At 74.7% G+C, this 24,248-nt stretch carries 20 protein-coding genes; 12 read left to right on the top strand and 8 right to left on the bottom strand.

The annotated features are described in order from the left end of the window. Positions 1-6: 6 nt before the first annotated feature. The 3 genes from J4557_RS39560 to J4557_RS39550 are packed head-to-tail and all read left to right on the top strand — an operon-like array spanning position 7 to position 3,912. A complete protein-coding gene (locus J4557_RS39560; protein WP_208271951.1) occupies positions 7-1,602 on the top strand; it encodes an N-acyl-D-amino-acid deacylase family protein in 1,596 nt (531 codons plus the stop codon). 60 nt (positions 1,603-1,662) lie between these two features. Further along, positions 1,663-3,069: an SLC13 family permease gene (locus tag J4557_RS39555; RefSeq protein WP_208271950.1), complete on the top strand. Its 1,407-nt coding sequence runs from the start codon at positions 1,663-1,665 to the stop codon at positions 3,067-3,069. Positions 3,070-3,126: 57 nt separating this feature from the next. Then, positions 3,127-3,912, top strand: coding sequence for a serine hydrolase (locus J4557_RS39550; RefSeq protein WP_208271949.1), 786 nt, complete (start codon positions 3,127-3,129; stop codon positions 3,910-3,912). 32 nt (positions 3,913-3,944) lie between these two features. Here J4557_RS39550 and menC read toward each other — a convergent pair whose 3' ends face one another. Both menC and J4557_RS39540 read right to left on the bottom strand, forming a co-directional pair. Beyond that, positions 3,945-5,057 carry an o-succinylbenzoate synthase gene (gene menC / locus J4557_RS39545; protein WP_208271948.1) on the bottom strand — a complete coding sequence of 371 codons (1,113 nt, stop codon included), beginning with the start codon at positions 5,055-5,057 and terminating at the stop codon, positions 3,945-3,947. Further along, positions 5,057-5,824 (bottom strand): GNAT family N-acetyltransferase, encoded by a 768-nt coding sequence (locus J4557_RS39540; RefSeq protein WP_208271947.1) that lies wholly within the window; start codon positions 5,822-5,824, stop codon positions 5,057-5,059. The genes menC and J4557_RS39540 overlap by 1 nt, the downstream gene beginning before the upstream one ends. A gap of 177 nt (positions 5,825-6,001) precedes the next feature. Here J4557_RS39540 and J4557_RS39535 point away from each other — a divergent pair, with 177 nt between their 5' ends. Further along, positions 6,002-7,174 (top strand): M20/M25/M40 family metallo-hydrolase, encoded by a 1,173-nt coding sequence (locus J4557_RS39535; RefSeq protein WP_208271946.1) that lies wholly within the window; start codon positions 6,002-6,004, stop codon positions 7,172-7,174. A gap of 66 nt (positions 7,175-7,240) precedes the next feature. Beyond that, the gene (locus J4557_RS39530; RefSeq protein WP_208271945.1) at positions 7,241-10,036 is read left to right on the top strand and encodes a hypothetical protein; all 2,796 of its coding nucleotides are present in this window, start codon (positions 7,241-7,243) and stop codon (positions 10,034-10,036) included. A gap of 48 nt (positions 10,037-10,084) precedes the next feature. Here the strand turns inward: J4557_RS39530 and J4557_RS39525 are convergent, their stop codons facing one another. Continuing rightward, positions 10,085-11,593 carry an MFS transporter gene (locus J4557_RS39525; RefSeq protein ID WP_208271944.1) on the bottom strand — a complete coding sequence of 503 codons (1,509 nt, stop codon included), beginning with the start codon at positions 11,591-11,593 and terminating at the stop codon, positions 10,085-10,087. 134 nt (positions 11,594-11,727) lie between these two features. Here J4557_RS39525 and J4557_RS39520 point away from each other — a divergent pair, with 134 nt between their 5' ends. Continuing rightward, positions 11,728-12,159, top strand: coding sequence for a Zn-ribbon domain-containing OB-fold protein (locus J4557_RS39520; protein WP_208271943.1), 432 nt, complete (start codon positions 11,728-11,730; stop codon positions 12,157-12,159). After that, on the top strand, positions 12,156-13,307 hold the full coding sequence (locus J4557_RS39515) for a thiolase C-terminal domain-containing protein (protein ID WP_307800472.1): 1,152 nt from the start codon (positions 12,156-12,158) through the stop codon (positions 13,305-13,307). Before J4557_RS39520 ends, J4557_RS39515 begins: the two co-directional genes overlap by 4 nt. A 120-nt stretch (positions 13,308-13,427) precedes the next feature. Here the strand turns inward: J4557_RS39515 and J4557_RS39510 are convergent, their stop codons facing one another. Together J4557_RS39510 and J4557_RS39505 are read right to left on the bottom strand one after the other, a co-directional pair. Next, positions 13,428-15,533 (bottom strand): acetate--CoA ligase family protein, encoded by a 2,106-nt coding sequence (locus J4557_RS39510; protein ID WP_208271942.1) that lies wholly within the window; start codon positions 15,531-15,533, stop codon positions 13,428-13,430. Between the two features lies 1 nt (position 15,534). Beyond that, positions 15,535-16,704, bottom strand: coding sequence for an acyl-CoA dehydrogenase family protein (locus J4557_RS39505; protein WP_208271941.1), 1,170 nt, complete (start codon positions 16,702-16,704; stop codon positions 15,535-15,537). A gap of 152 nt (positions 16,705-16,856) precedes the next feature. Between J4557_RS39505 and J4557_RS39500 the strand changes: the two genes are divergently transcribed. Together J4557_RS39500 and J4557_RS39495 are read left to right on the top strand one after the other, a co-directional pair. Next, entirely contained in the window at positions 16,857-17,474 is a 618-nt protein-coding gene (locus J4557_RS39500) for a TetR/AcrR family transcriptional regulator (protein ID WP_208271940.1), read from the top strand. A 262-nt stretch (positions 17,475-17,736) separates the two neighbouring features. Beyond that, a complete protein-coding gene (locus tag J4557_RS39495; RefSeq protein ID WP_208271939.1) occupies positions 17,737-18,108 on the top strand; it encodes a hypothetical protein in 372 nt (123 codons plus the stop codon). Here the strand turns inward: J4557_RS39495 and J4557_RS39490 are convergent. Then, a complete protein-coding gene (locus J4557_RS39490) occupies positions 18,083-19,144 on the bottom strand; it encodes a winged helix-turn-helix domain-containing protein (protein WP_208271938.1) in 1,062 nt (353 codons plus the stop codon). The genes J4557_RS39495 and J4557_RS39490 overlap by 26 nt on opposite strands. A 60-nt stretch (positions 19,145-19,204) precedes the next feature. On the opposite strand from J4557_RS39490, the gene J4557_RS39485 reads away from it, so the two are divergent. Continuing rightward, positions 19,205-20,449 (top strand): MFS transporter, encoded by a 1,245-nt coding sequence (locus J4557_RS39485; protein ID WP_208271937.1) that lies wholly within the window; start codon positions 19,205-19,207, stop codon positions 20,447-20,449. 29 nt (positions 20,450-20,478) lie between these two features. Next, on the top strand, positions 20,479-21,399 hold the full coding sequence (locus J4557_RS39480) for an NADP-dependent oxidoreductase (protein ID WP_208271936.1): 921 nt from the start codon (positions 20,479-20,481) through the stop codon (positions 21,397-21,399). Positions 21,400-21,447: 48 nt separating this feature from the next. Here J4557_RS39480 and J4557_RS39475 read toward each other — a convergent pair whose 3' ends face one another. Continuing rightward, the gene (locus J4557_RS39475) at positions 21,448-22,713 is read right to left on the bottom strand and encodes an extracellular catalytic domain type 1 short-chain-length polyhydroxyalkanoate depolymerase (protein WP_208271935.1); all 1,266 of its coding nucleotides are present in this window, start codon (positions 22,711-22,713) and stop codon (positions 21,448-21,450) included. Positions 22,714-22,887: 174 nt separating this feature from the next. Here J4557_RS39475 and J4557_RS39470 point away from each other — a divergent pair, with 174 nt between their 5' ends. Beyond that, a complete protein-coding gene (locus tag J4557_RS39470) occupies positions 22,888-23,562 on the top strand; it encodes a phosphatase PAP2 family protein (RefSeq protein WP_208271934.1) in 675 nt (224 codons plus the stop codon). Here the strand turns inward: J4557_RS39470 and J4557_RS39465 are convergent. Further along, on the bottom strand, positions 23,547-24,164 hold the full coding sequence (locus J4557_RS39465; RefSeq protein ID WP_208271933.1) for a TetR/AcrR family transcriptional regulator: 618 nt from the start codon (positions 24,162-24,164) through the stop codon (positions 23,547-23,549). The two genes, J4557_RS39470 and J4557_RS39465, sit on opposite strands and share 16 nt — an antisense overlap. Positions 24,165-24,248 lie beyond the last annotated feature (84 nt).

Raw genomic sequence — 24,248 nt, 5'->3', positions numbered from 1 at the left:
GCACCCATGAGGCACACGACGGGCGAGACGGACGATGTCGTCATCACCGGTGGCGAGGTGCTGGACGGCACCGGCGCGCCGGCGCGGCGCGCCGACGTGGTGGTGCGCGAGGGACGCGTCCAGGACGTCGTCCCGCCCGGCAAGGCGCACGAGGGTCCGGAGCTGGACGCCACGGGCCTGGTGGTCGCCCCCGGCTTCATCGACCTGCACTCGCACGCCGACTTCACCCTCCAGGAGCACCCGGCCGCCGACACGGCCGTGTACCAGGGCGTGACGACGCTGCTCGGCGGCAACTGCGGGTTCTCGCCGTTCCCGGTCGCCGAAGCGGAGGAGCTGCGCGGCGCCGCCGGGTTCCTGGCGTCCGGCGTCGACTTCCGGTGGACGGACCTCGACGGCTACGCCCGCGCGGTCGACGCCGAACGCCCCGCGATCAACCTGGCGACGCAGGTCGGGCACCAGGCGCTGCGCACGCTGGTGATGGGCCCGGACGAGCGGCCCGCCACCGCCGACGAGCTGGCGGCGATGCGGTCGCTGCTGGCGGCCGCCGCCGAGCAGGGCGCGTTCGGCTTCTCCACCGGGCTGATCTACGCGCCCGGGTCGTACGCGTCGTCCGGCGAGGTCGCCGCGCTCGCCGCCGAGGCCGCGCGGCACGGGCTCCTCTACTCCACGCACATGCGCAACGAGAGCGACGAGCTGCTCGCCGCGGTCGACGAGGCGCTGGACGCGGCGCGCCGGTCGGGGGCGCGGCTGGAGATCTCGCACCTGAAGGCATTGGGGCCGGCCAACCACGGGGCGGTGCGCGCGGCGCTCGCGAAGATCGAGGCGGCCCGCGCCGGAGGCGTGGACGTCACCGCCGACGTGTACCCCTACACCGCGTCCTCCACGACGCTGACGTCCCGGCTGCCGGGCTGGGCGATGGACGGCGGCGCCGCGCGGCTGCTCGAACGGCTGATGGAACGCTCCACCCGAGACCGGATCGCCGCGGAGCTGCGCGCCCGCTTCGGCCGCGACATCGACCCCGCCGGCGTCGTCGTCGCGGGGCTGCCGGACGGCCCGTACTCCCGGTTCATCGGCCGCAGCCTCACCGAGATCGGCGACGAGACCGGCATGGACCCGGCGGAGGCGGCGCTCGAACTGCTGGCCGAGCACCGCGCGACCGTCTCGATCGTCAACCACGCGATGTCCGCCGCCGACGTGGCCACCGTCCTCGCGCACCCGCTGGTCAGCGTCGCCAGCGACGGCTGGACCCTCGCGCCGTCCGGCGAGGGCCGCCCGCACCCGCGCAGCTTCGGCACGTTCGCGCGCGTCCTCGGCCGCTACGTGCGGGAGGACGGGCTGCTCACGCTGCCCGAGGCCGTCCGGAAGATGACCTCCCTCCCCGCCGCCCGGCTCGGGCTGGCCGACCGCGGCGAGCTCCGCGCGGGCCGCGTCGCCGACATCGCCGTGTTCGACCCGGCCGCGGTGGCCGACACCTCCGACTTCGCAGACCCCTGGCGGCTCGCCACGGGTGTGCGGCACGTGCTCGTGCGCGGCGTCCCCGTGCTGCGCGACGGCACGGCCACCGGCGCGCGTCCCGGATGCGTGCTGCGCCGGGCCGGCTGAGCACGTCGTTTCCCGGATCCCCCCCGGATCCCCCCGGATCCCCGTTGAACAGGAGCGCTATTGAGCAGCGCCATCTCGCTCGGCGGACGGCTGGACCGCAGGCAGCTCACCTCGGTGGCCTGCTTCGCGGTCTGCGTCGTCGCGGGCATCGTGCTGGCCGTCGCAGGCGGCAAGGCCGGCATCTGGGGCCTCGTCCCCATCATCATGTACGCGGTCCTGGCCCTGCTCGGCGTGGACGTCGTGCTGGCCACCATCGGCGCCGTCATCGTCGCGGCGATCATGACCAGGACGGCGCCGGTCCCGCTCGGCGAGCAGCTCGCCACGTCCATGGGGTCGCTGGTCGCGGTGATCGGCCTGATCATCCTGCTCGGCGCCGGCCTCGGCCACGTCGCGCAGGAGACCGGCGCCGCGCAGACCCTCGTCCGGACGGTGATGGGCCGCATCGGGCTCAGCACCCCCACCCGCGTCCAGCTCGGCGTCATGGTGTCGTCGCTGGTCATCGTGGGCGCGCTCGGCACCCTCGCGGGCGGCAACGCGATCATCGCGCCGATCGTCATCCCGATCGCGGCGCGGATGGGCTGGCGGCCCCCGGCGGTCGCGGCGATGTTCCACGCGGCGGGCGCGGCCGGGCTGATGCTCGGCCCGTTCACCCCGCCGGTCGTGACGATCACCGCCGCGGCGAAGCTGTCGTACGGCGACTACCTGCTGCACGCGGGCCTGCCGGTCGGCGCGATCACCATCGTGACCGGGTTCTTCATGGCCCGCTGGATCCAGAAGCACACCGATCACGAGTACGCGCCGGAGGACGCCGCGCGCGACGACGACGCCGACGCCGCGCCGGACAGGCGCGGGCAGGCGGCCGCGCTCGCCTTCATCGGCGTGCTGATCGCGCTGGCCGTGTACGGCGTGTGGGTCAAGGCGGGCTACTCCTACGCGCTGGTCGTCATGGTGGTCACCGCCGCCGCGACCGGCCTGGCCGGCGGCCTCGGCGCGAAGGGGACGGCGGAGGCCGTCTACGCGGGCGCGGCCCGGCTGATCTGGCTGTTCATGCTGTTCTGGCTGCTGGACCCGCTGCTGACCCTGGTGCAGAAGACCGGCGCGTTCGACACGATCTTCGAGCACCTCAAGGGCGTCATGCCCGACGTCGGCCCGTACGCGTTCCTGCTGCTGGTGGTCCTGCTCGGGTACGTGCACGCGGTGCCCGGCGCGGCGGTCGCCCAGGTCGTCCTGATCAACAAGCTGTTCGGGCCGCTGGTGACGTCGCTGGGCGTGCCGCCGGCGGCGTGGGCGGTGTCGCTGCTCGGGACGGCGCAGATCGACCAGCTCGGCCCGTACCCGACCGCGGACATGATGGGGCAGATGGGTCTCGCCCGTTCCAGCGATCTGCGGATGATGCTGTTCAACGGCTGGGCCATCATGGTCGCGAACACGGCGGGATTCCTGGTCCTGTTCGCGATCCTGCTCTAGTCCCGACGAAGCCGCCCCGGGGGCGTCCCGGGGCGGCCCTGCCCCCGGAGGTCTGACGTGCGCGACGAACTGGACGAACTGGTGCGGCGGGCGTCCCGCCTGGGCGGGACGCTCGGCGTCGTCGCGCACGACCTCGGCACCGGTGAACGCGCGGAGGTGAACGCGGACCGCCGCTTCACCTCGGCGTCGGTGATCAAGATCGCGGTCATGGCGACGGTGCTGGCGGAGGCCGAGGCCGGTCGCCTGTCCCTCGCCGACCGGCTGCCGGCGCCGCCGGACGCCCGCGTCCCCGGCAGCGGCGTCATCAAGGACCTCGCGGACGCGGCGGAGTTCAGCGTCCGCGACCTGCTCACCCTGATGATCATCGTCAGCGACAACACCGCGACGAACCTGCTGATCGACCTGGTCGGGAGGGACGCGGTGAACGCCTGGTGCGCCCGGCACGGGCTGGGCTCCACCGTGCTGGCCCGGGTGATGATGGACGCGGCGGCCCGCGCGCGCGGCGACGAGAACGTCACGACCCCGGCGGACGTCGCGGCGCTGCTGACCGGCCTGGTCAGGGGCGAGCTGCTCGGCGAGGAGGGCACCGCGTTCGCGCTCGACGCGCTGGCCCGCCAGCAGCTCAACGACCGCCTGCCCCGCCACCTCCCGCCGGGCGTGACGCTGGCCCACAAGACGGGCGAGCTGGCGGGCGTCTGCCACGACGCCGGGATCGTCCTGCCGAAGGACCGCGACCCGATCGTCCTCGTCGCCATGACGGAGGGCATCGCGTCCGAGGCCGACGCCGCCGCGCTGATCGCCGACACCGGCCGGGCCGTCTACGCCGCCACCGGCCTCCTCTGATCAAGGGCGCCACGCCACGACGCGACCAAGGGTCAGGTGTGGAAGGTGTCGGTGGCCTGGCCGCGGATGAGATCCTCGTCCACGTCGTGGCCGAGGCCGGGGGCGGCCGGGACGGGGACCATGCCGCCGGTCGCGCGGATGGGCGGGGACACGATGTCGTGCGCGTAGTACTTGTCGGAGCCGGACACGTCGCTGGGCAGGTCGAAGCCGGGCAGGGACGCGATCGCGACGTTCGCGGCGCGGCCGACGCCGAACTCGTGCATGCCGCCGCACCACACCCTCCAGCCGGCGGCCACGGCCCGGTCGTGCGCCGTGCGGGCCGCCGTGAGGCCGCCCATCCGCGACACCTTGACGTTCAGGATGCTCCCGGCGCCGAGCGCGATCGCCGTGTCGAGCTGGTCGAGGTCGTCGACCGACTCGTCCAGGCAGACGGGCGTGCCGATCGTGGCGGCGAGGCGGGCGTGCGCGGCGAGGGCGCCCGGCGCGAACGGCTGCTCGATGAGCAGCAGGCCGAGGACGTCCAGCTCGCGCATGGTGGCGAGCGCCTCGAGCGTCTCGGGGTAGACGCCGTTGGCGTCGACCTGGACGGCGAGGTCCGGGTACGCCTCCCGGACGGCGCGGGTCGGCGCGACGTCCCAGCCGGGCGCGATCTTCAGCTTGATGCGCTGGTAGCCGTCCGCGACGTGCCGTTCCACCTGCGCGAGCAGGTCGTCGACGGTCGGTTCGATGCCGAGGCTGACGCCGGCGGCGATGCTCCGCCGGGTGCCGCCGAGCGCGGCGGCGAGCGGGGTGCCGGACGAGCGCGCCCACAGGTCCCAGCAGGCGATGTCGAGCCCGGCCTTGGCGAAGTGGTGGCCGCGGATCCGCGCCCACGCGCGCCCCGCCTCGGACGGGTGGTCCCACCCGGTGCCGACGAGCGCGGGCGCGAGGTAGCGGCGCAGCATCATCCAGCAGGTGTCGACGGTCTCGGGGCTGTAGTACGGGTCGCTCGGCGAGGCGATCTCCCCCCAGCCGGACGCGCCGGACCCGTCGGTCACCCGGACGACGATGTGCTCCAGGTGCGACTTGCGGTGCGAGCTGGTCTGGAAGGTGTGGACGAGCGGCAGGCTCAGCCGGAACGCCTCGACGGCGGCGACGGCGGTCATCAGTGCTTCTCCTGCGGGTCGGGGACGAACCGGTAGACGGCGGTGCCGGGGGCGGCGACCTCGCACGAGACGGCGGCGCGGCCGCCCTCGATGAGGCGGCCCATGACGCCGGCGACCCGTTCGCGGAGCGCGACGGAGGCGTCCCGGTCGGCGGCGACGTACGCGTCCCAGTCGCTGGGTAGGCCGAACAGGACGGCGTCGCCGTCGCGGGCGGTCTCGCCCCAGCCGACGGGCGGCGGCTTCGGCGCCCGGTCCCGTGCGGAGGGGAGGGCGGCGGTCAGGTCCCATTCGACGATGAGCCGGTCGGTGCGCATGCCGCGGTCCCGGCCGACGTCCTCGACGCCGAGCAGGTTCGGCTCGAACCAGCGCGCGACCGCGCCGAGGACGTCGAGGTTGAAGTGCGCGTTGCGGGTGCGGACCGGGTCGAACGACCAGCGCATCGCGGTGACGCCGGTGGCGAGCACCTGCTCGCGCTGCCCGAGCTTGAGGGCGCGGCCGATGCCGCGGCCCTGCTGGTCGTCGCGGACGGCGGCCATCTGCGAGTAGTGGTAGACGCGGCCCGCGGGATCGACGCCGCCGAAGCCGTAGGCGAACCCGACGAGGTCGCCGCCGTCGAACGCGCCGACGACCGAGCCGCCGTTGTGCGCGAGGGAGATGAGCAGGCGGGGGCTGACCGCGGGGTCGGTCTCGGCGAGCCGGAAGACCTCGCGGTAGAGGGCGACGGCGGCGCGCATCTCCGCGGGCCCGGACAGGGGCCGCACGTGCACGGCCGGGGATCTCACAGGCATCGCATCGCTTACTGTCGGCACATGTCCTGACCTAGATATGTTGTGGATCTATGTCCTCGTTGTAGCATCACGCCTTGTCAGCGTCAAATATTGCCGTGATCATGACGGTTATACGATCCGTATGTTCGTCAATGATCTTCCAGCACCTGGAGGGACATGACCGCGCTCGACCGCCCCGTGCTCGACCCCGGCGACGCGACCCGCATCACCGAGGCCGCCGCCGCCCTGCTGGACGCCGCGCGGGCCCGCCTGCGCGAGTACGCGCTCGCCGAGTCGCCCAGCGGCGACGCCGTGGCGCTGGCCCGCTGCGCCGACCTGGTCGAGGCCGGGCAGGCCGCCGCCGGGGGGCGGGTGCGGCGGGTGCCCTCGCCGAGCGGCGACCACCTGGTCACCTCCTGGGGGCCGGAGGGGCCCGGGCACCTCCTCGTCGTCGGCCACTACGACACCGTCTGGCCGGTCGGGCGCCTCGACGGCATGCCCTACACCGACGACGGCACGACCATCACCGGCCCCGGCGTCTTCGACATGAAGGGCGGCCTCGTCGCGCTGGAGACGGCGTTCCAGGCCCTCGACGCCGCCGGGATCGCCGTGCCCGCGCCCGTCCGCGCGGTCGTCGTCGCCGACGAGGAGGTCGGCAGCCCCACCGGCCGCGACCTCGTCGAGGCCGAGATGGACGGGGCGGCGGCGGTCGTCGGCCTGGAGTCCCCGCATCCCGACGGCGCGCTGAAGTCCGCGCGGCGCGGCAGTACCCGCGTCGCGCTGCGGGTCCGCGGCCGCGAGGCGCACGCCGCCCTCGACCCGGGCCGCGGCGTGTCCGCGATCGACGAGCTGCTCGACCAGCTCGCCGCCGTCCGCGCCGCCGTCCCGGACGACGGCACCACCCTGTGCAACATCGGCCGGATCGAGGGCGGCCGCCGCGCCAACGTGATCGCCGGGGACGCTTGGGCGGAGATCGGCCTCCGCTTTACCGACGCCGGATCCGAGCGCCGGATGCTGGACGCGCTGCGCGGCGCCCGCCCGGTCCGGGACGGCGCGCAGGTCGAGGCCGAGGTGCTGACGTCCCGGCCGACCTGGCCGGACGACCCCGCCAACCCGCTGCTGGCCCACCTGGCGGAGGTGGGCGCCGCGCTCGGCCAGACCGTCCGGGGGCGCCCGGCGGCGGGCGCGGGCGACGCGAACCTGCCCGGCTCGCGCGGCCTTCCGACGCTCGACGGCCTCGGCCCGCGCGGGCGCGGCGCGCACGCCGCCGACGAGCGCATCGAGGCCGCCGACCTGGCCCGCTGCGCCGCGCTCCTCGCCGCCCTCTTCGCCGTCCCGTACCGCCCCTGACCCCGAAGCGGCGAACCGGCAGAAACCGGGTCGACGGGACGGGGCGGGACGAGCAGAATCACCGGCGTGAAGGTTCGGCTCGCGGGTGGTGTGGTGGCCACGGACCTGGCCGCGTGGACGGCCCGTCCGTCCGGTCCGGAGCGGGTCACCGGCGGCCCGTCCGCGCCGCCCGGCGCGGCCGTCGCACTGGGCCCCGCCGATGCCGCCGACGAGGACGTCCGGCGCGCGCTCGCCGAGCTGTCCGCGCTGGTCGGCGCGGGCGGGCCGGCGGCCGCCGGCGCGGGCGTCGACCTCGGCGACGGGTTCCGGTCGGCCCGGCTGGACGGGGCGCGCGGCGACCAGCGCGACGCGGTCCTCGCCGCGCTGCGGGCGCTCGGGCTGGAGAACGCGGGACGGCTGGGCGACCGGGCCGGGTTCCTCGTCGCCCTGTTCGGCCCGTCGGTCACCCGGCGGGTGGGCGCGGCGGCGGCGAAGGCGGCCGGGGACGGGCGGTGGGCCGCGCTGCATCTGGCGTCCGCCGCGAGCGACGTGCTCGGGCCCGAGCAGCTGGAGCGCGTCCTCGGCCTGGACGGCCCCGACGACGCCGTGCCGGGCGCGCCGTCCGTGCTCGCCGGATACCTCGGCCGGGCGTTCGAGGGGGTGCCGCGCCCGCGCCGGCTCGACCTGCTCCTCGACCTGTGGTCGCTGGTCCTCGACCAGCGGGACCGGTCGGCCCGCCGCGCCCGCCGCATGGCCACGCAGGGCCGCCGCGACCGCCTCTCCGACCTGCGCGAACGCCGCGCCCGCCACGAGGACGAGCTGGTCGTCGGCTGGATGACGCGGACGCTGGGCGTCGGCGAGCCCACGCTCGCCGACGCCGCGCGGTGGATCCCGCCCGACGGCTACTGGCACGAGCAGCTCGTCCGGATGTTCGAGGACGCGATCGCCGCCACCGCGCTGCTCCGGACCGCCGTCGCGGTCGCCGACCACGGCTACGAGGAGGGCCTGGCGCGCTCCGCGCCCCTCATCGCCGCCGTCGTCGAGCAGTGCCCCGCGTGGGGCGACGGCCGCCGCCGCGACGGCGGGCTGCCCTCCCGGCCCACCGTCCACGCCGGCGAGATCCACCGCAGGCTGTCCGCCGGGGGACCGGTCGACGCGCGGCTCGTCGGCTTCGTCAAGCCGAGGCTGACGCGCGCGCGGGAGTTCGCCCTCCTCGTCATCGAGACCGTCGAGACGGTGATGGAGCGGATGATCGGGCAGCGCGGCGACGTGCTCCGTGACTGGGGGGCGACCGGCCTGGGGGCCTGGCGCGACGCGGCCGGGTACGGCGCCGCGCGCCCGCCAGCCGGTTGGGACGGCATCCCGCCGTGGACCGGCCCGCTCCTCGGCGACCGCGAACCGCTGCGCGACCGCGAGGAGCTCGCCGGCGACCTGCTCTGGTACGTCGACCTGATCGACGCGCTCGCCCAGCTGCACGGGCACGACGCGGCGCGCTCGGTGGACGGCACCGGCGCCCCCTGGTTCGACCACGACCCGCCGCCGGAGGACCCCGAGCCGCTCACGCCCCGGCTCGGCTCGGTGACGCTCGCCGTGTCCGGCGCCGCGCAGCTCGTCGAACTCGGCGGCGTCCCGCCGAAGGGCGCGCGCACCTGGACCGCGTTCACCGAGGGGCTGGCCGCCGGAACGGCGATCAGCGCGGCGCTGACCGGCGGGTTCCAGGTGCCGCCGCCCGTGGCCGCCGCCGACGGGGCGGCCGTGCCCGGCGCGGCCGTCCGGGTGCGGGTGGCCCGCAGCGCGCGCGACCTGGCCGAGTGGTCGGACTACATGGGCAACTGCATCGCCGGGCCCGCGTACATCGACGACGCCCGCGACGGACGCGTCGCCCTGCTCGGCCTCTACGACGGCAAGGGCGTCCTCGTCGCCAACGCGGAGATCAGCCCGCTGCGGCCGCAGTCGCGCGGCTGGCGGGTCTCGGAGATCGCGGCGCGGTTCAACGAGGCGCCCGGCGAGGAGCTGGACCGCGCGTTCCGCGCGTGGGTGGACGCCCTTCCCGGCACCCGCCCGCCCGAGGCGCCGGTAACGGAGGAGGTCCCGCCCGCCCGGCCGGCGCGGCGGCGCGCCGCACCGCGCCTGGTCGAGGAGGTGGGGCCGGTGCTCGGCGACCTCGCCCGCGCGGAGTGGGACGCGTCCGGCGCCGCGGTCCTGGAGGTGTTCGCCGCGCTCGCCGCGACCCCGCCGGACGCGGCGCTCACCAGGCTGCGCCGGCTCGGGTCCGCGCAGCTCACCGCCGCGGTCCGCCGCGCGCTCGACACCCGGGCCGTCCCTCTCGTCCGGCTGTGGGAGGCGACGGGGGCGCGGCCGCTCGCCGCCGCGCTCGGCGGCCTGGACCCGGTGCTCCGCGAGCGCTACGACCGGCTTCCGCTGCTGCTCGGCGAGCCGCCGCTGCCGAAGACGCTGCGCAGGCTCGTCGCGGGGCCCGCGATCGCCGGCCCGTACGCGCTCGACCTCGTCGGGCGGCGCGTCCGCGCGGCGATCGGGCGGCTGGCGGTGCGGGACGACCCGGTCGTCGCCCGCGCGGTTGGGCACCGGACGACCGAGCCGCTGCTGTGCGCGCTGACCGTCCTGGTGACCTGCGCCGCGCCGGAGATCCCGCTCGCGGGCGTCGTCCCGCCGCGCAAGGTCCACGTGCCCGGCTACCCGGCGACCACCCTCAAGGACGAGGACGGCCCGTGGCGGCGCGCGCTGCCCGACGCCGCCGAGCTCGGCGCCGACACCGGCTCCTTCTGGGACGCGGTGGCCGGGCGGGGACTGCGCGTCCCCGCGTCCTGGCTCGGCGCGGGCGGCTGGACGGCCCTGTGGGCCCGCGCCCACGCGCACCACTGACGGCCGCCCCGCAGGCCGAGGGCCCGCGGGACGGCCGCGCGGCACCTCCTACTTCCCGGCTTCGGCCGCCTCCAGGTCGGCCTTCGCGGCGCGCGGGCTCCACCGCCCGGCGAGCGGCAGCATCAGCGCGAAGAACAGCACCTGGGCGGCGATGCACACCCACCACCAGTGCTGCCACTGGTGCGGGGCGTCCGCCGCCGCCTGCTTGATGTCGGCGAGCTGGTGCAGCAGCCCCGCCGGCGGCGCGTGGCCCGCCTGCTGCGCCGCCTTCGCCTCCGCGAGCTTCTCGGGGGCGCTGACCAGGGTGTTCGCGCTGCTCACCACGTACTGGAGCGCGAACACCGAGCCGGCGACCGCGATCCGGGTCGTCCAGCCCCAGACGGCCAGCCCGTGCGCCATCAGCGCCGGGTTGCGCCGCTCGATCGTCTCGGTGAACGCGGCCATCCACGGCGCGTACGCGATCGCGAGGCCGACCGCCAGCAGGCTGACGATGGTCGCGAGCGCCGCGAAGCTCGTGTGCGGATGGGTGGCGCGGGTCAGGAACACGTACGTCATGACGACCGCGAGGACGGTCCCGCCGGCCATGAACGGCTTGCGCACCCGCAGCCGGTCGGACACGAGCCCGACGACCACCAGCGCGATCGCGTCCATCGCCCAGTACCAGGTGTTGATGCCGTTGGCGCGGGACGTGGTGAACCCGAACGTGGTGGTCAGGTAGATGGTGAAGAACCCGACCGCGGTGTAGTAGATGATCAGGAAGATCGAGACACCGATCGCCGGGGCGAGGATGTCGAGCTTGAGCATCTGCGCCCACGGCCGGCCGAGGTCTGCGCTCGCCTCGGCCTGCGCCGCGCGCGCCTCCACCTTCGCGCGGTCCTCGGCGCTGACCATGACCTGGCTGCGCAGGCCCGGGTTCAGCTCCCGCAGGCCGCCGAGCGCGATCGCGAACACGACGAGCCCGAAGGCGCCCATGATGTAGTACTGGCTGGCCCAGCTGTTGTCGAACCGCTCCAGCGTCCGGTTCGCGACGAAGCTGACGACGAGGCTCGCCACGACCGGGCCGAGCGTCCAGAAGCCCATCGCGGACGCGCGGCCGAGCTGCGGGGAGAAGTCCCGGACCAGGGCGGGCGTGGCCACCAGGATCACGCCCTCGACCATCCCGATGACCGTCAGCAGGACGACGAACGCCCACTTGTTCGGCATCGAGGGGAGCAGCAGCGTCAGCACCCCCGTGACGCCGAGCCCGTAGGCGACCAGGTTGGCGCGCCCCCATTTGTCGCACAGCCCGGCGGCGAGGGCACCGAACGCGCCGAGCAGACCCCCGACGACCAGCGCGTTCACGTAGAAGAGGAACGACATCTCGAAGTGGGCGAGCACCAGCGGCGCCACGCCGCCGGTCACGTACTGCTCGCAGTAGAGGACGATCGTGGCGAGGACGACCACCGCGAGGTACCACACGCGGGGGCCGGTGTCGGGGTAGCGGTCGAGGTCGCGCTTCCAGAGGCGGTCGATCGCGGCTCTGGACTCGGGGGCGGCCGGGTGATCGAGGGTGGTCATGGCACCTCTTTCCGGTTGTCCCGGCGGGGGGCTTTCGGGCCCGGTGGTTCTTGAAGCGAACTCTAGGTTCGGGTCCTTAAATTTTCCAGAGCTAAGTTCTAGAATCTCGATCTAGAACTATTCCGAGGAGGGCGATGTCCACCGCCTCCAGGCCCGCACCGGCCAAGGCCGTCCCGCGGCCCACCCCCGACACCCGGCCGTTCTGGGACGGCACCGCCGCCGGGGAGCTGCGCGTCCAGCGCTGCCGCGGCTGCGGCCGGCACTTCTTCTATCCCCGCCCCGCCTGCCCGCACTGCGGGTCCGGCGACGTCGCCTGGGTGACCGCCACCGGGCGCGCCACCCTCCACTCGTACGTGATCAACCATCGCCCGGCGCCCGGCTTCGAGGACGAGGCGCCCTACGTCATCGCCATCGTGGAACTCGAGGAGGGCGTCCGGATGATGAGCAACCTCGTCGGCGTCCCCGCCGACCCCGAGCACCTGCCCCTCGACCTGCCGCTCCGGGTCGTCTTCGAGCAGCGCGGCGACGTGTGCCTCCCGCTCTTCGCCCCCGCGGAGGCCCGGTGAACGGCCCGGTGAACATCGTCATCGCCGGGGCCGCGGAGACCGACGGGATCGGCCGGCTGCCCGACCGGTCCACCCGGCAGCTGCACCTGGAGGCCGCCCGCAACGCCCTCGCCGACGCCGGGCTCACCAAGGACGACATCGACGGCGTCGCCGCCGTCGGCACCCCCGGCCCGGTGGAGATCGCGCACTCGCTCGGGATCGAGCCCGCCTGGCTGGACGGCACGCAGGTCGGCGGCTCGTCGTTCCTGTTCCACGTCCGGCACGCCGCGGCCGCGATCCGCGCCGGGATGTGCCGCACCGTCCTCGTCACGCACGGCGAGTCGGGCCGCTCGCGCGTCGGCGCGCCCCGCTACGCCCGCACGCCCGACTCCCTGAGCGGCCAGTTCGAGGCCCCGTACGGCGTGTTCGGCCCGACGAGCGCCTTCACCCTCACCGCGCTGCGGTACATGAAGGAGACCGGCCTCACCCACGAGCAGCTCGCCGAGGTGCCCGTCGCGCAGCGCCGCTGGGCGAACCTCAACCCGCGCGCGATGTACCGCGACCCGATCACCGTCGAGGACGTCCTCGCGTCCCGGATGGTCGCCTACCCGTTCCATCTGCTGGAGTGCTGCCTGGTGACCGACGGCGGCGGCGCGCTCGTCGTCACGTCCGAGGACCATGCCCGCGCGCTCGGCACCCGGCGCCCGCTCGTCCATCTGCTGGGGGCGGGGGAGTCCGCCGAGTCGCCGGTCATCTCGCAGATGGCCGACCTGACCAGCTCGGCCGCGTTCCGCCGGGCGTCCCGCGCCGCGTTCGCCGAGGCGGGCATCGGGCACGGCGACGTCGACCATCTGATGATCTACGACGCGTTCGCGCATCTGCCGATCTACGGGCTGGAGGACATGGGTTTCGTCGGGCGGGGCGAGGCGGGCGCGTTCATCGCCGAAGGCCACACCTCGCCCGGCGGGCGCCTCCCGCTGAACACCAACGGCGGCGGCCTGTCCTACACCCACACCGGCATGTACGGGATGTTCGCGATCCAGGAGGCCGTCCGCCAGCTCCGCAAGGAGGCCGCCGCCCAGGTCCCGGACGCGGAGGTCAGCGTCGTGCTCGGCAACGGCGGCATGTTCATGTCCGCCGCCGTCCTCGTGCTGGCCTCCCATCGCTGAGCCGTCGACCGAGCGCCGGGGAAGGAGCGGGCCGCCGGCGCCCTCGCGGGGGGATACTGAGCCGCGGCGTGCCGTCCCTCGGCCGGCCGTCATCGGGGCGGCACGCCGCAGATCCGCGTCTCAGGCCCAGGTGACGAGGGCGTCGAGGATCTCGACCTCGGCGCCGTCGACGCGGAGCGGGTTGATCTCCAGCGATTCGAGGCGGTCGCCGAGCGACGCGGCGAGCGCGGCGACCCGGGCGACGACGCCGGCGACGGCGTCGAGGTCGGCGGGCTCCATGCCCCGCGCGCCGCGGAGCAGGGCGGCGCCGCGCAGCTCGCCGAGCGCCTCGCGGACGTCCCGCGCGTCCACCGGCAGCAGGCGCAGCGCGGAGTCGCGCAGCGCCTCAACCCACACGCCGCCGAGGCCGACCGCGAGGGTGAGGCCCCAGGCCGGGTCGCGGACGATCCCGGCGAGCAGCTCCACGCCGCCCGACCGCTGCGGCTGGACGAGCGCCCCGGCGCCGTCGCGGCCGGAGAGCGCGGCCATCACCTCCCGGTACGCGGTGCGGACGGCGTCCGGTCCGGCGAGCCCGAGGCGGACGCCGCCGATGTCGCTCTTGTGCGCGAGGCCGTCCGCCGCGGCCTTGAGGACGACCGGGTAGCCGAACCGGTCCGCCGCCGCGACCGCCGCGTCCTCCCCGCCGACGAGCTCGGACGGCACCACGGGCAGCCCCGCGCCGGCGAGCAGTGCGGCGGCGCGGTGCTCGGCCCACACGCCGGTCGCGCCGTCCACCGCGACGCGCTCGCCGGCCGCAGGACGCCGCTCGAGCGCGCGCTCCCGCGCGGCCGACCAGCGGACGGCCGCGCCGATCGCGTGCACGCCGTGCTCGATCCCGCCGACGACGTGCGGGAACCCCGTCCTCTCCTGCACCGAGCGCCCGAACTCCGACACGTCGGTGAGCGTGTTCCCGACCACGACGACCGGGCGCGGCGACGCGGCGATCCGCCGGGCGTGCGCCGCGAAGGTCGCCATCGGCACCGACGGATCGGGTGGAGCGAACCGGGGCAGGTCGGTCAGCAGCATCACCGCGTCGATGCCGGGATCGGCGGCGACGACGTCCAGCGCGCGGCCGAGGAGCGTCCGGTCGACGAGCACGTACCCGGTGACGTCCAGGGGGTTCTGCACGGTCGCGAACGGCGGCAGGATCTCCGCGAGCGCGGCGGCCGTCTCCGGCGCGAACGCGGGCAGGTCGAGGCCCTCGTCCTCGGCCCGGTCGGCGATGATCTCCGACGCGCCGCCGGACGGGGTGACCACGCCGATCCGGGGCCCCGGCAGCGGCCCGGCGGACGCGAGCAGCCCCGCGGTGACGATCAGGTCCTCCAGCGACCGGACCCGCACGACGCCGAGCCGCCGGAGCGCCGCTCCGACCACGGCGTCGTCGCCGACGAGCGCGCCGGTGTGGGCCCGCGCGGTGCGCGACGCCAGCCGGCTGCGCCCGATCTTCAGCGCGACGACCGGCTTGCCCGCCGCCAGGGCCCGCCGCGCCGCGCGCGCGAACGCGTCCGGGTCCCGCACCGACTCCAGGAACAGCGCGATGACCGTCGTCGCCGGGTCGTCCACCAGGTAGTCGATCACGTCGGGGACCGTGACCAGCGACTCGTTGCCCATCGAGGTGAGCAGGCTGAGCCCGATGTTGCGGGCCTGCGCGAACGCCAGCACCGAACTGGCCAGCGCGCCGCTCTGGAGCACTACGCCCACGGGGCCGCGCAGCAGCGGCGGCGGGACGGGCAGGCCGTAGGGGGTGATGCCGGCGGCCGCGTTGATGTAGCCGTTGCCGTTCGGGCCGAGGACGGTCAGCCCCGCCTCGCGCGCGAACGCGACGACCTCCGCCTCCAGCCGCGCGCCGTCCTCGCCCGCCTCGCCGAACCCGGCGGTCAGCACGACGTAGTTCCGGATCCCGGCCGCGGCGCCGTCCCGCAGCACCGGCAGCACGGCGGGGGTCGGCACCATCACGTACGCCAGGTCGACCGGACCGGGCAGCTCCGCCAGGCTCGGGTGCGCGGGATGGCCGTGGACGAGCCCGCCGCGCGGGTTGACCAGGTGCACCGGCCCGCCGAACCCGTGCGCCCGCAGGTTCCCGAACGTGCTCGCCGACCAGCCGGACTTGTCGCTCGCCCCGACCAGCGCGATCGAGCCCGGGTTGAACAGCGCGCGGACACCCGCCCGCGGATCGCGGGAGCCCATCTCACTCCCCGACGAGGCCGAGGCGGGCGTGGCCCTTGAGCAGGTTGCGGGCGATGGTCCGGCGCTGGATCTCGTCGGTGCCCTCGAAGATCCGCAGCAGCCGCAGCTCCCGGTACCAGCGCTCGATCGGCAGCTCCTTGGTGTACCCCATGCCGCCGTGGATCTGCAGCACCCGGTCCACGACGCGGTTCGCCATCGTCGCGCCGTTCAGCTTGGCGATGGACGAGGCGTGCCGCGCGTCGAGGCCCTCCCGCACCCGCCACGCCGCGTACAGCGTCAGCCACTTCGCCGCCTCGACCTCCACCTGGGAGTCGGCGATCATCCACTGGATCGCCTGGTAGTCGGCGATCGGATGGCCCATGGACACGCGGACCTTGGCGTAGTCGACCGCCATCTGCAGCATCCGCTCCGCCGCGCCGATCGCCCGCGCCGGGATCATGTAGCGGCCCTGCCCGATCCACCGCATCGCCAGCTCGAAGCCCTTGCCGACCTCGCCGAGGACGTTGGCGCCCGGCACCCGGACGTCCTCGAACACCAGCGACGCCGGTCCCCACTCGCCCATGGTCGGGATCGGCTCGGACTTCCAGCCCATGTCCCGGTCGACGAGGAAGCAGGTCACACCGCCGTCCGCGCCGAGAGCGGGGTCGGTGACGGCGAACACCATGACGAAGTCGGCCTCGTTGCCGCCGGTGATGAACGTCTTCTCGCCGTTGATGACCCAGTCGCCGCCGTCGCGCACGGCGCGGGTGCGGATGCTCCGCGCGTCCGATCCGGCGCCCGGCTCGGTGATGGCGAAGCAGGACCGCCGCTCGCCCTCGATCGTCGGGATCAGGTAGGCGCGCTTCTGCGCCTCGTCGCAGGCGTACAGGATGTTGTCGGCGGTACCGCCGAAGCTGAACGGGACGAACGTCCGGCCCGTCTCCATCGCGACGATGGCCGACATCAGCGGGCCGAGCGCGGCGCCGCCGTACTCCTCGGGCGTGTTGATGCCCCAGAACCCCGACCTGCGGGCCTTGTCGCGCAGGTCGCGCAGCACCTGGGGGTCGAGCCCCGGGCGCCCGGCCCGCTCGTTGCGCAGCACCTCGGGTTCGAGCGGCATGACCTCCTTCTCGACGAAGGAGCGGACGGTGTCGCGGATCTGTCGTTCCTCGGCGCTCAGCGAGAAGTCCATGGACCGGTCCTCCGATCAATCCTAGAATCAGTTTCTAGGAATCGGTTCTAGGCTGCGCGCGGGGCGGTCCCGGCGTCAAGGCGTCCCGCCCGCTTTCTAGAATCTGCTTCAACGACGGCCGGACGGCGGCCGCCGCACCGGACGGGGGACCGATGGCCCGCAAGCCGAGCGGCAGGGGCGGATGGGAATGGAGCCGCACCGCGCAGACGCGCCGCACCATGCTCGAGGCCGCGCGCGAGGTGTTCTGCGCGCACGGGTTCGCCGACGCCGCGATCTCCGAGGTCGTGGAGCGCGCCGGGTCCAGCGTGGGCAGCCTCTACCACCACTTCGGCGGCAAGACCGAGCTGTTCCTCGCCCTGTGGGAGGAGCACGAGGGCGCGCACGAGAGGTCCGCGACCGCGAGCGTCGCCGAGGCCAAGGCCGCCGGCGTCGACGACCCGGTCGAGCTGTTCATCGCGGGCGCCCGCGCGTTCCTCGCCGGCTCGTGGGAGCGCCGCGACCTCGCCCGGCTGTTCATGGACGGCGACGGCCCGCCCGGCTTCGACCTGATGCGCCGCACCCGCCGGCGCGACTGGGTCCGGCAGAACGCCGTGCTGCTCGCGCTCGGCGGGGAGCCCATGGACCGCCTCACCGTCGCCGTCCTCACCACCGTCATCGGCGAGGCCGGACGCGAGGTCGCCACCAGCGAGGACGAGGACGAGGCCCAGGAGGTCATCGACGCGGCGATCGACCTGATCCGCCGCTTCGACCGCGCCGCCGCGGCTACCTGACCGACCGCCGCCCGCAGTTACGGACATCTCTTTTCCGGGAAAAGCGGAGTCGAATTTCTGGCGCCATGACGAATGCCTTGCGGTGCCTTTGCGGACCATCTCGCACGCCTTTATAGTCACCGATGTCGATCGCTGGTGACGAGCGGTAATCGCCGCTGGGCCCGCGGGCTCGCGTGAGGGTGAAGGCAGGAAATTCGTGAAGGTATCTCGTGGGGCCGTCCGGCGCGGGGTAGGTGGGGCCGGAGCCGCCCTGGTCGCAGGCGTGGCACTGGCCGCGTCCATGGGTGCGGCCTCGCCGGGGGACGCGCCGGCCGCCCCGGCCACCTTCCCGTCCGTCCCGGCGAAGAATTACGGGAATGCGGGCGATATTCCGAAATGCCGCCCCGGTCATGTGTGCGCCACCGTCGCTTATGGCGGCAAATATCACGTCTTCGACTTCTACCGGTACGGCACCTACGGCCTGAGCAATTGGCGCGGCCGGGGAACGGTCGTCAACGAGCAGGCGGGCGGCGCCGCTGCCAGGGTCGACGACCGGTCCGGCGCCGAGGCCGCCTGCGTCGCGGCGGGCACCGCGATCGCCGGCGTGAACTGGGACCGGGCCGGGAAGATCAAGCTGACGACGGCCCGCTGCTGACCCCTGCCGCCGCCCCGTGCCGGGCCGCCGTGCCGCGCTGGGGCGCCGTCCCGCGCTGGGGCGCTGCGTCGTGCTGGGCGGCGACGAGGGCCTCGCCCGCCTCCGTCCGGTAGTACAGGACCGAGCGCCCGGCGCGGCGCCGCTCGACGAGCCGCGCGTCCAGCAGGATCCTCAGATGCCGCCCGACCGAGCCGAGGCCCCGGCCGGTCAGCGCGACCAGCTGCGTGGTGCTCTTCGGCGAGTCCAGCAGGAGCAGGACGGACGCGCGCACCGGGCCGAGCAGCGCCCCCAGCGCGCCCGGCGACGGGGCGGCGCCCGCGCCGGCCAGCACCCCCGAGCACGGATAGACGATGGCGTACCGGGACCGCGCCCGGTTCCAGGACGACCAGGTCTCGCCGACGGTGACCGGCACGAACACCAGCCGTTCCCCCGACAGGGCGCGGGGCGGGTTGTCGTGGGCGTTGATCTGCAGCCGGTTCTCGCCGAGCCAGCGCAGGCCCGGGCGCATGTCGGCGAGCGCGGCGGCCCAGCCGCCCCGGCTCAGGTGCGCGGCGCGGGCCACGATGTCGGCCTCGAAGATCCGGCGGCGCCGGGGCCAGTCCGCCCGGACCGTCTCCGTCCACACCCACGCGATCAGGTCGGCGGCCCGGTCCGCCAGGTCGTCGCGGTCGAGCGCGGGCGGGAGGCGGCCGTCCAGCGCCACGGCGAGGTCCTCGCGGGCGACGTCGGGCGGCGTGGACCGCATCCGCTCCAGCTCCGCGTCGAAGGACGCCTCGGACCCGCCGGCCGGGGTGGTCGTGACGAAGTCGGCGTTCCACGTGGGGGCGAACATGGACCGGACGAGCAGCGCCGTGACCGGATCGGCGGCCGTCCGGGCGCGGTAGGCGGGCAGGTGGGCGTCCAGCCAGGCGCGCTCGGCCGGGTTCGCCGCCCGCTCCCAGCGCAGCGCCTTCAGGCAGGCGGTGGCCTCCGCGAGCGGCGAGACGGCGAACCGGCTCCCGGCGAGGGTGTCCGCGTTGATCTCCCACCAGCCCAATGGTTTCGCCTCCCCGCGAAAGAGTAACCGGCGTGGCGGAGCGCCCCGGAGACTCCGATCATGCGCACCTACCGGGAACTGTTCCGCACGCCCGAGTTCGCGCCGCTGTTCCTGGCGTCGGCGGGCAACGTCGCGGCGCAGACGGTGAGCGGGCTCGCACTCGGCACGCTCGTCTACGCCCGGACCGGCTCGCCGCTGCTGTCGTCGCTGGCGATGTTCGGCCCGGCGCTCGCCCAGCTGGCGGGCGCGCTGGCGCTGCTGTCGGCGGCCGACCGGCTGCCGCCGCGCGCCGCGCTCGCCGGGCTGTCGCTGCTGTTCGCCGCCGGCACCGCCGCCCAGGCCGTCCCGGGGCTGCCCGTCTGGGGCGTGTTCGCGATCGTCCTGGTGCTCGGGGCGGCGAGCGCGGTCGGCGGCGGGGTGCGGTACGGCCTGCTGAACGAGATCCTCGACCGGGAGGGCTACGTGCTCGGCCGGTCGGTGCTCAACATGTCGGTCGGCCTGATGCAGATCGCGGGGTTCGCGGCCGGGGGCGTCATGGTCACCGCGCTGTCGCCGCGCGGGACGCTGCTGGCCGGGGCGGCGCTGTACCTCGCCGCGGCGGCGGCCGGGCGGTTCGGGCTGAGCGCCCGCGGACCGCGCGCCACGGGGCGGGCGACCGCGGGCGAGACGTGGCGCAACAACGTCCGGCTGATGTCGTCGCCGCGGCGCCGGGCCGTCTACCTCGCGCTGTGGGTCCCGAACGGGCTGATCGTCGGCTGCGAGTCGCTGTTCGTCCCGTACGCGCCGGGGCACGCGGGGCTGCTGTTCGCGGCCGGCGCGGCCGGGATGCTCGCCGGGGACACGCTGGCCGGACGGTTCGTCCCGCCGGGCTGGCGCAGGCGCCTCGACGCGCCGTTGCGGCTGGTGCTCGCCGCCCCCTACCTGGTCTTCGCCCTGCGCCCGCCGCTGCCCGTCGCGGTCGCCGCGATCACCGTGGCGAGCGTCGGGTACTGCGCGACCCTGCTGCTCCAGGAGCGGCTGCTGGAGCTGACCCCGGACGACCTGAGCGGTCACGCGCTCGGCCTGCACTCGTCGGGGATGCTCGGCATGCAGGGCGTCGGCGCCTCGCTCGCCGGCGGGGCCGCCCAGCTCACCTCGCCCGCGACGGGGATGGCGCTGATGGCGGTGGCGTCGGTCGCGGTGACGGCCGCCCTGGCGCCCGCGCTGCGGGTGCGCCCCGCGGCGCCGTCCGGCGAGCCGTCCGGCGAGCCGTCCGGTGAGGCGTCCGGTGAGGCGCCCGGTGAGGCGAGCGCGCAGCGGGTTTAGCGCGCGGGACCGGAGGCAGGTTGAGGGACATGCGTGCCGTCACCTATGACTCCTATGCCTCCGACAACTCCCGCCTCACCGCCGGCGAGGCCCCCGACCCGAAGCTCGGCCCGAGCGAGGTGCTGATCGAGGTGCGGGCGGCGGGCGTCAACCCGGTCGACTGGAAGGTGATGGCCGGCGGGCTCGACGGGATGATGGACGCGGTCTTCCCGGTGATCCCCGGCTGGGACGTCGCCGGGGTCGTCCGGGAGCTCGGGCCGGACACGCCGGAGTTCGCGCCGGGCGACGAGGTCATGGCCTACGCCCGCAAGAACGTCGTGCACGCCGGGACGTTCGCGCAGTACGTCGCGGTCCCGGCCGTGCACTGCGCGCGCAAGCCCGCCGCGCTCGGCTGGAACGAGGCGGGCGGGCTGCCGCTCGCCGGGATGACCGCGCAGCGCTCGCTCGACCGGCTGGAGGTCGGCGAGGGCGACGTGCTGCTGGTGCACGCGGCGTCCGGGGGAGTGGGGGGCCTCGCGGTGCGGATCGGCGTCGACCGGGGCGCCCGCGTCATCGGCACCGCGTCCGAGGCGAACCACGACTACCTGCGCGAGCTCGGCGCCGAACCGGTCTCCTACGGGGACGGGCTGGTGGAGCGGGTCCGCGACCTCGCGCCGGACGGCGTCACGGCGGTCGCCGACTTCGTGGGCGGGCAGCTGGACGCGACGCTCGCCGTCCTCGCCGAGGGCGGGCGGCACGTGTCCGTCGCCGACAACAGCGTGGAGCAGCACGGCGGCCACTGGATCTGGGTCCGCCCGGACGGCGCGAAGCTCGCCGACCTCGCCGCCATGGCCGAGCGCGGCGCGCTGCGCGTCGACATCGCCGGGACGTTCTCCCTCGACGAGGTCGGCGCCGCCTTCGACGAGAGCCGGGGCGGCCACACGCGCGGGAAGCTCGTCGTCACGCCGTGACCGGCACGGCCGGGCCGCCCGCCGCGGGCGGCCCGGCGCGGCCAGGGGTCAGCAGCCGGAATCGGCGATGACGTAGTAGTTCGCGGACGTCTCCTTCAGCGTGTGCGTCACGAACACGTTGTAGAGGCCCATGTTCTGGTTCGAGCCGTTCGCGTACGTGTAGCCGCCGGTGGTGTGCGCCCGTCCGGCCACCACCTGCGCGTAGTTGGTCGCGGTGAAGCACTGCGGCGTCCCGCCGCCCGGGTCACCGGGATCGCCCGGGTCCCCGGGGTCGGTCCCGGTCGAGCCGTCGAGGCCCCAGAACCTCGCCGTGTACGACGTGGAGCAGATGGTGTCGAGGAAGTACGCGCCCGTGCTGCCGCACTGGTCGGCGCCCGACCCCGGGTCGACGGCGAGGCCGTGGCCCATCCCGGAGATGGAGTACACCTGGACGGCCGGCTTCCCGTTCGCGTCGTTGTAGACGCTCTGCGTCGTGCCGCCCGGCAGGCTCTGCGTGCTCGACGGCGTCTGCGAGATGCCCCAGACGTTCGTCCACTGGTCGCGCAGTTCCGTGGCGTTCACCGGATAGACGGTGTAGTCGGCGGTGCCCTGCCAGATGGCGACGCGCGGCCACGGGCCTGCGTATCCGGGATAGGAGTTCCGGACCTTGTCGCCCCACTGCGCGGGCGTCAGGTTCTGGTCGTTCATCTGGCAGCCGGTGGCGGCGACGAGGCTGGTCGCGCACTGCGCGGGAAGGCCCGAGTCGACCGCGCCGCCGGCGAACACGTCCGGGTAGGCGGCGAGCAGGTCCGCCGTCATCCCGCCGCCAGCCGACAGGCCGGTCACGAACACCCGGTGCGGGTCCGAGCCGTGCCGCTGCTCCGCGTCGGACACCATCTGGACGATCGACGCCGCCTCGGTGCCGCCGCGCGCGTCCTTCGCGGGATCGAACCACTGGAAGCACTTCTGGATGTTGTTGGACGTGGTGGTCTGCGGGAACACCACGGCGAACTTCCACAGGTCGGCGTACTGGGGCCAGCCGGAATGGCCGTAGTAGTCGTCGGCGCTCTGCGTGCAGCCGTGCAGGGCCACCACGAGCGGGGCGCCGGACGGCAGCCCGGCCGGCACGTACTCGTACATCTGCAGGTTCCCGGGATTGGACCCGAAGCCGGTGACCTGCTGGTAGGTGCCGCCGTCGGCGTGAGCGGGCGCGGCGGTGGCGGCCAGCCCGGCCACGCCGGCCATGCCGGACGCGGCGGCGAGGAGCGCGAAGGCGGCGGACGACGCGAGCCGTCTCGTGAGGCGCCGCAGGACGCGGGGGGATCGTCGATGCATGAGGGGCTCTCCCGGATCGGTGGAACGGGGTGGGATCGGGAAGGAGGGGCGCCCATCCGGAAGTCAAACCGATCCGGGCCGCCCGGGAAATGTGCCGGGCGCCCATGCCTGCCCGTTCCGGTTATGGCTCCGTACCCCATGCGTCACGAGAGGTGAGCGGGGAACACCGTCCGTATGCGCCGACGGTCGTGGGCCTGGTACGTCCTGGCCGTCGCGGTGATGGCCGGCGTCACGGCGGACGTGCTCGTGGACGGCCCGCTCCGCCGTCTCGACATGACGGTCCACACGTTCTGCGACGCCCACGTCCAAGGCGGGTGGATGTCGGTGGTCCACGTGTTCACCCAGCTCGGGCAGCGGGGCGTCATCGCGGGGTTCGTCCTCGTCCCGCTGGCGATCCTCGGGGCGATCCGGGCGCGGTCGCTGCGTCCCGTGCTGGTGCCGATCGTGGTGGTGCTCCTGCTGTCGCTGCTCCAGGAGGGCCTGAAGTCGGTGATCCCGCGGACGTACCCGGCCGGCGGAGCCGACGTGCTGTGGAAGCACGGCGACGCCTACCCGTCGGGGCACACGCTGAACGGCTTCCTGCTCATCTGGGTCGGGATCGAGCTGCTGATCGTCGTTCTCCCGGTCCTCGACCGGTGGCTGACGGTGCGCGGCAGGCGCGACTTCGCGCTGGTCACCGGGATCCTGACCGGGGCGGCGCTGACCGCCGCCGACGAGCACTGGCTGACCGACGTGCTGTTCAGCCTGGCGCTCGGCCCGGTGCTGCTGGCCGGGCTGGTGGCGGCGGAGCCGTTCACCCGCCCGCTGTGGCCGGGCGAGCCGGTCCGCGGCCGCTACCCGCGGATATAGCGGATCACCAGCTCGGCCAGCTCGTCGATCATGCGCTCGCGGGGGATCGGCGGCCGGTCGAGCACGTACCGGATCGACAGTGTGCCGACGGTCTCGGCGAGGATCCACAGCGCCGCGTCCACGTCCAGGTCGTCGCGGAACGCGTCCCGGTCGACCAGCAGGTACACGCGGACGAGGTCGGTCAGCCTGCGCTGCAGCGCGGCGAGCTTGTCGAACGGGCCGAGCCGGGGGATCTGCTCGACGATGACGCGCAGCAGGTCGGCGTGCTCCTCGAACAGCCCGATCTGCACGTCGAGCAGCGCGCGGCCCGCCTCCTGCCACGACTCGTTCATGGTCGACTCGATCTGCGCGCCGAGCCGGTCGGCGAGGTGGTCGGCGAACCGGTCGATGACGGTGATGACGATGGCGTCCTTGTTCGGGAAGTACTGGTAGAGCGAGCCGTTGCCGATCCCGGCGGCGCGGGCGATGCGGTTGGTGGACGCGCCGTCGTACCCGCGCTCGGACAGAACGCGAGTGGCGGCGTCCAGGATCCGTTCCACCGTGTGCCGCGACCGGTCCTGGCGCGGCGTCCGGCGCGGTGAGAGGGCAGGTGGGCGGGGCATCGGCGGGGCCTTCCCGGACGCGACTTGTAAGCGACTACTTATTCGCGTTTCACTGTAGCCGAGACGCCATCGGGAGGCGAGACC

Source organism: Actinomadura nitritigenes, from assembly GCF_017573545.1.
Classification (GTDB): Bacteria; Actinomycetota; Actinomycetes; order Streptosporangiales; family Streptosporangiaceae; genus Spirillospora; species Spirillospora nitritigenes.
This window is presented reverse-complemented; position numbering and strand designations above follow the sequence as displayed.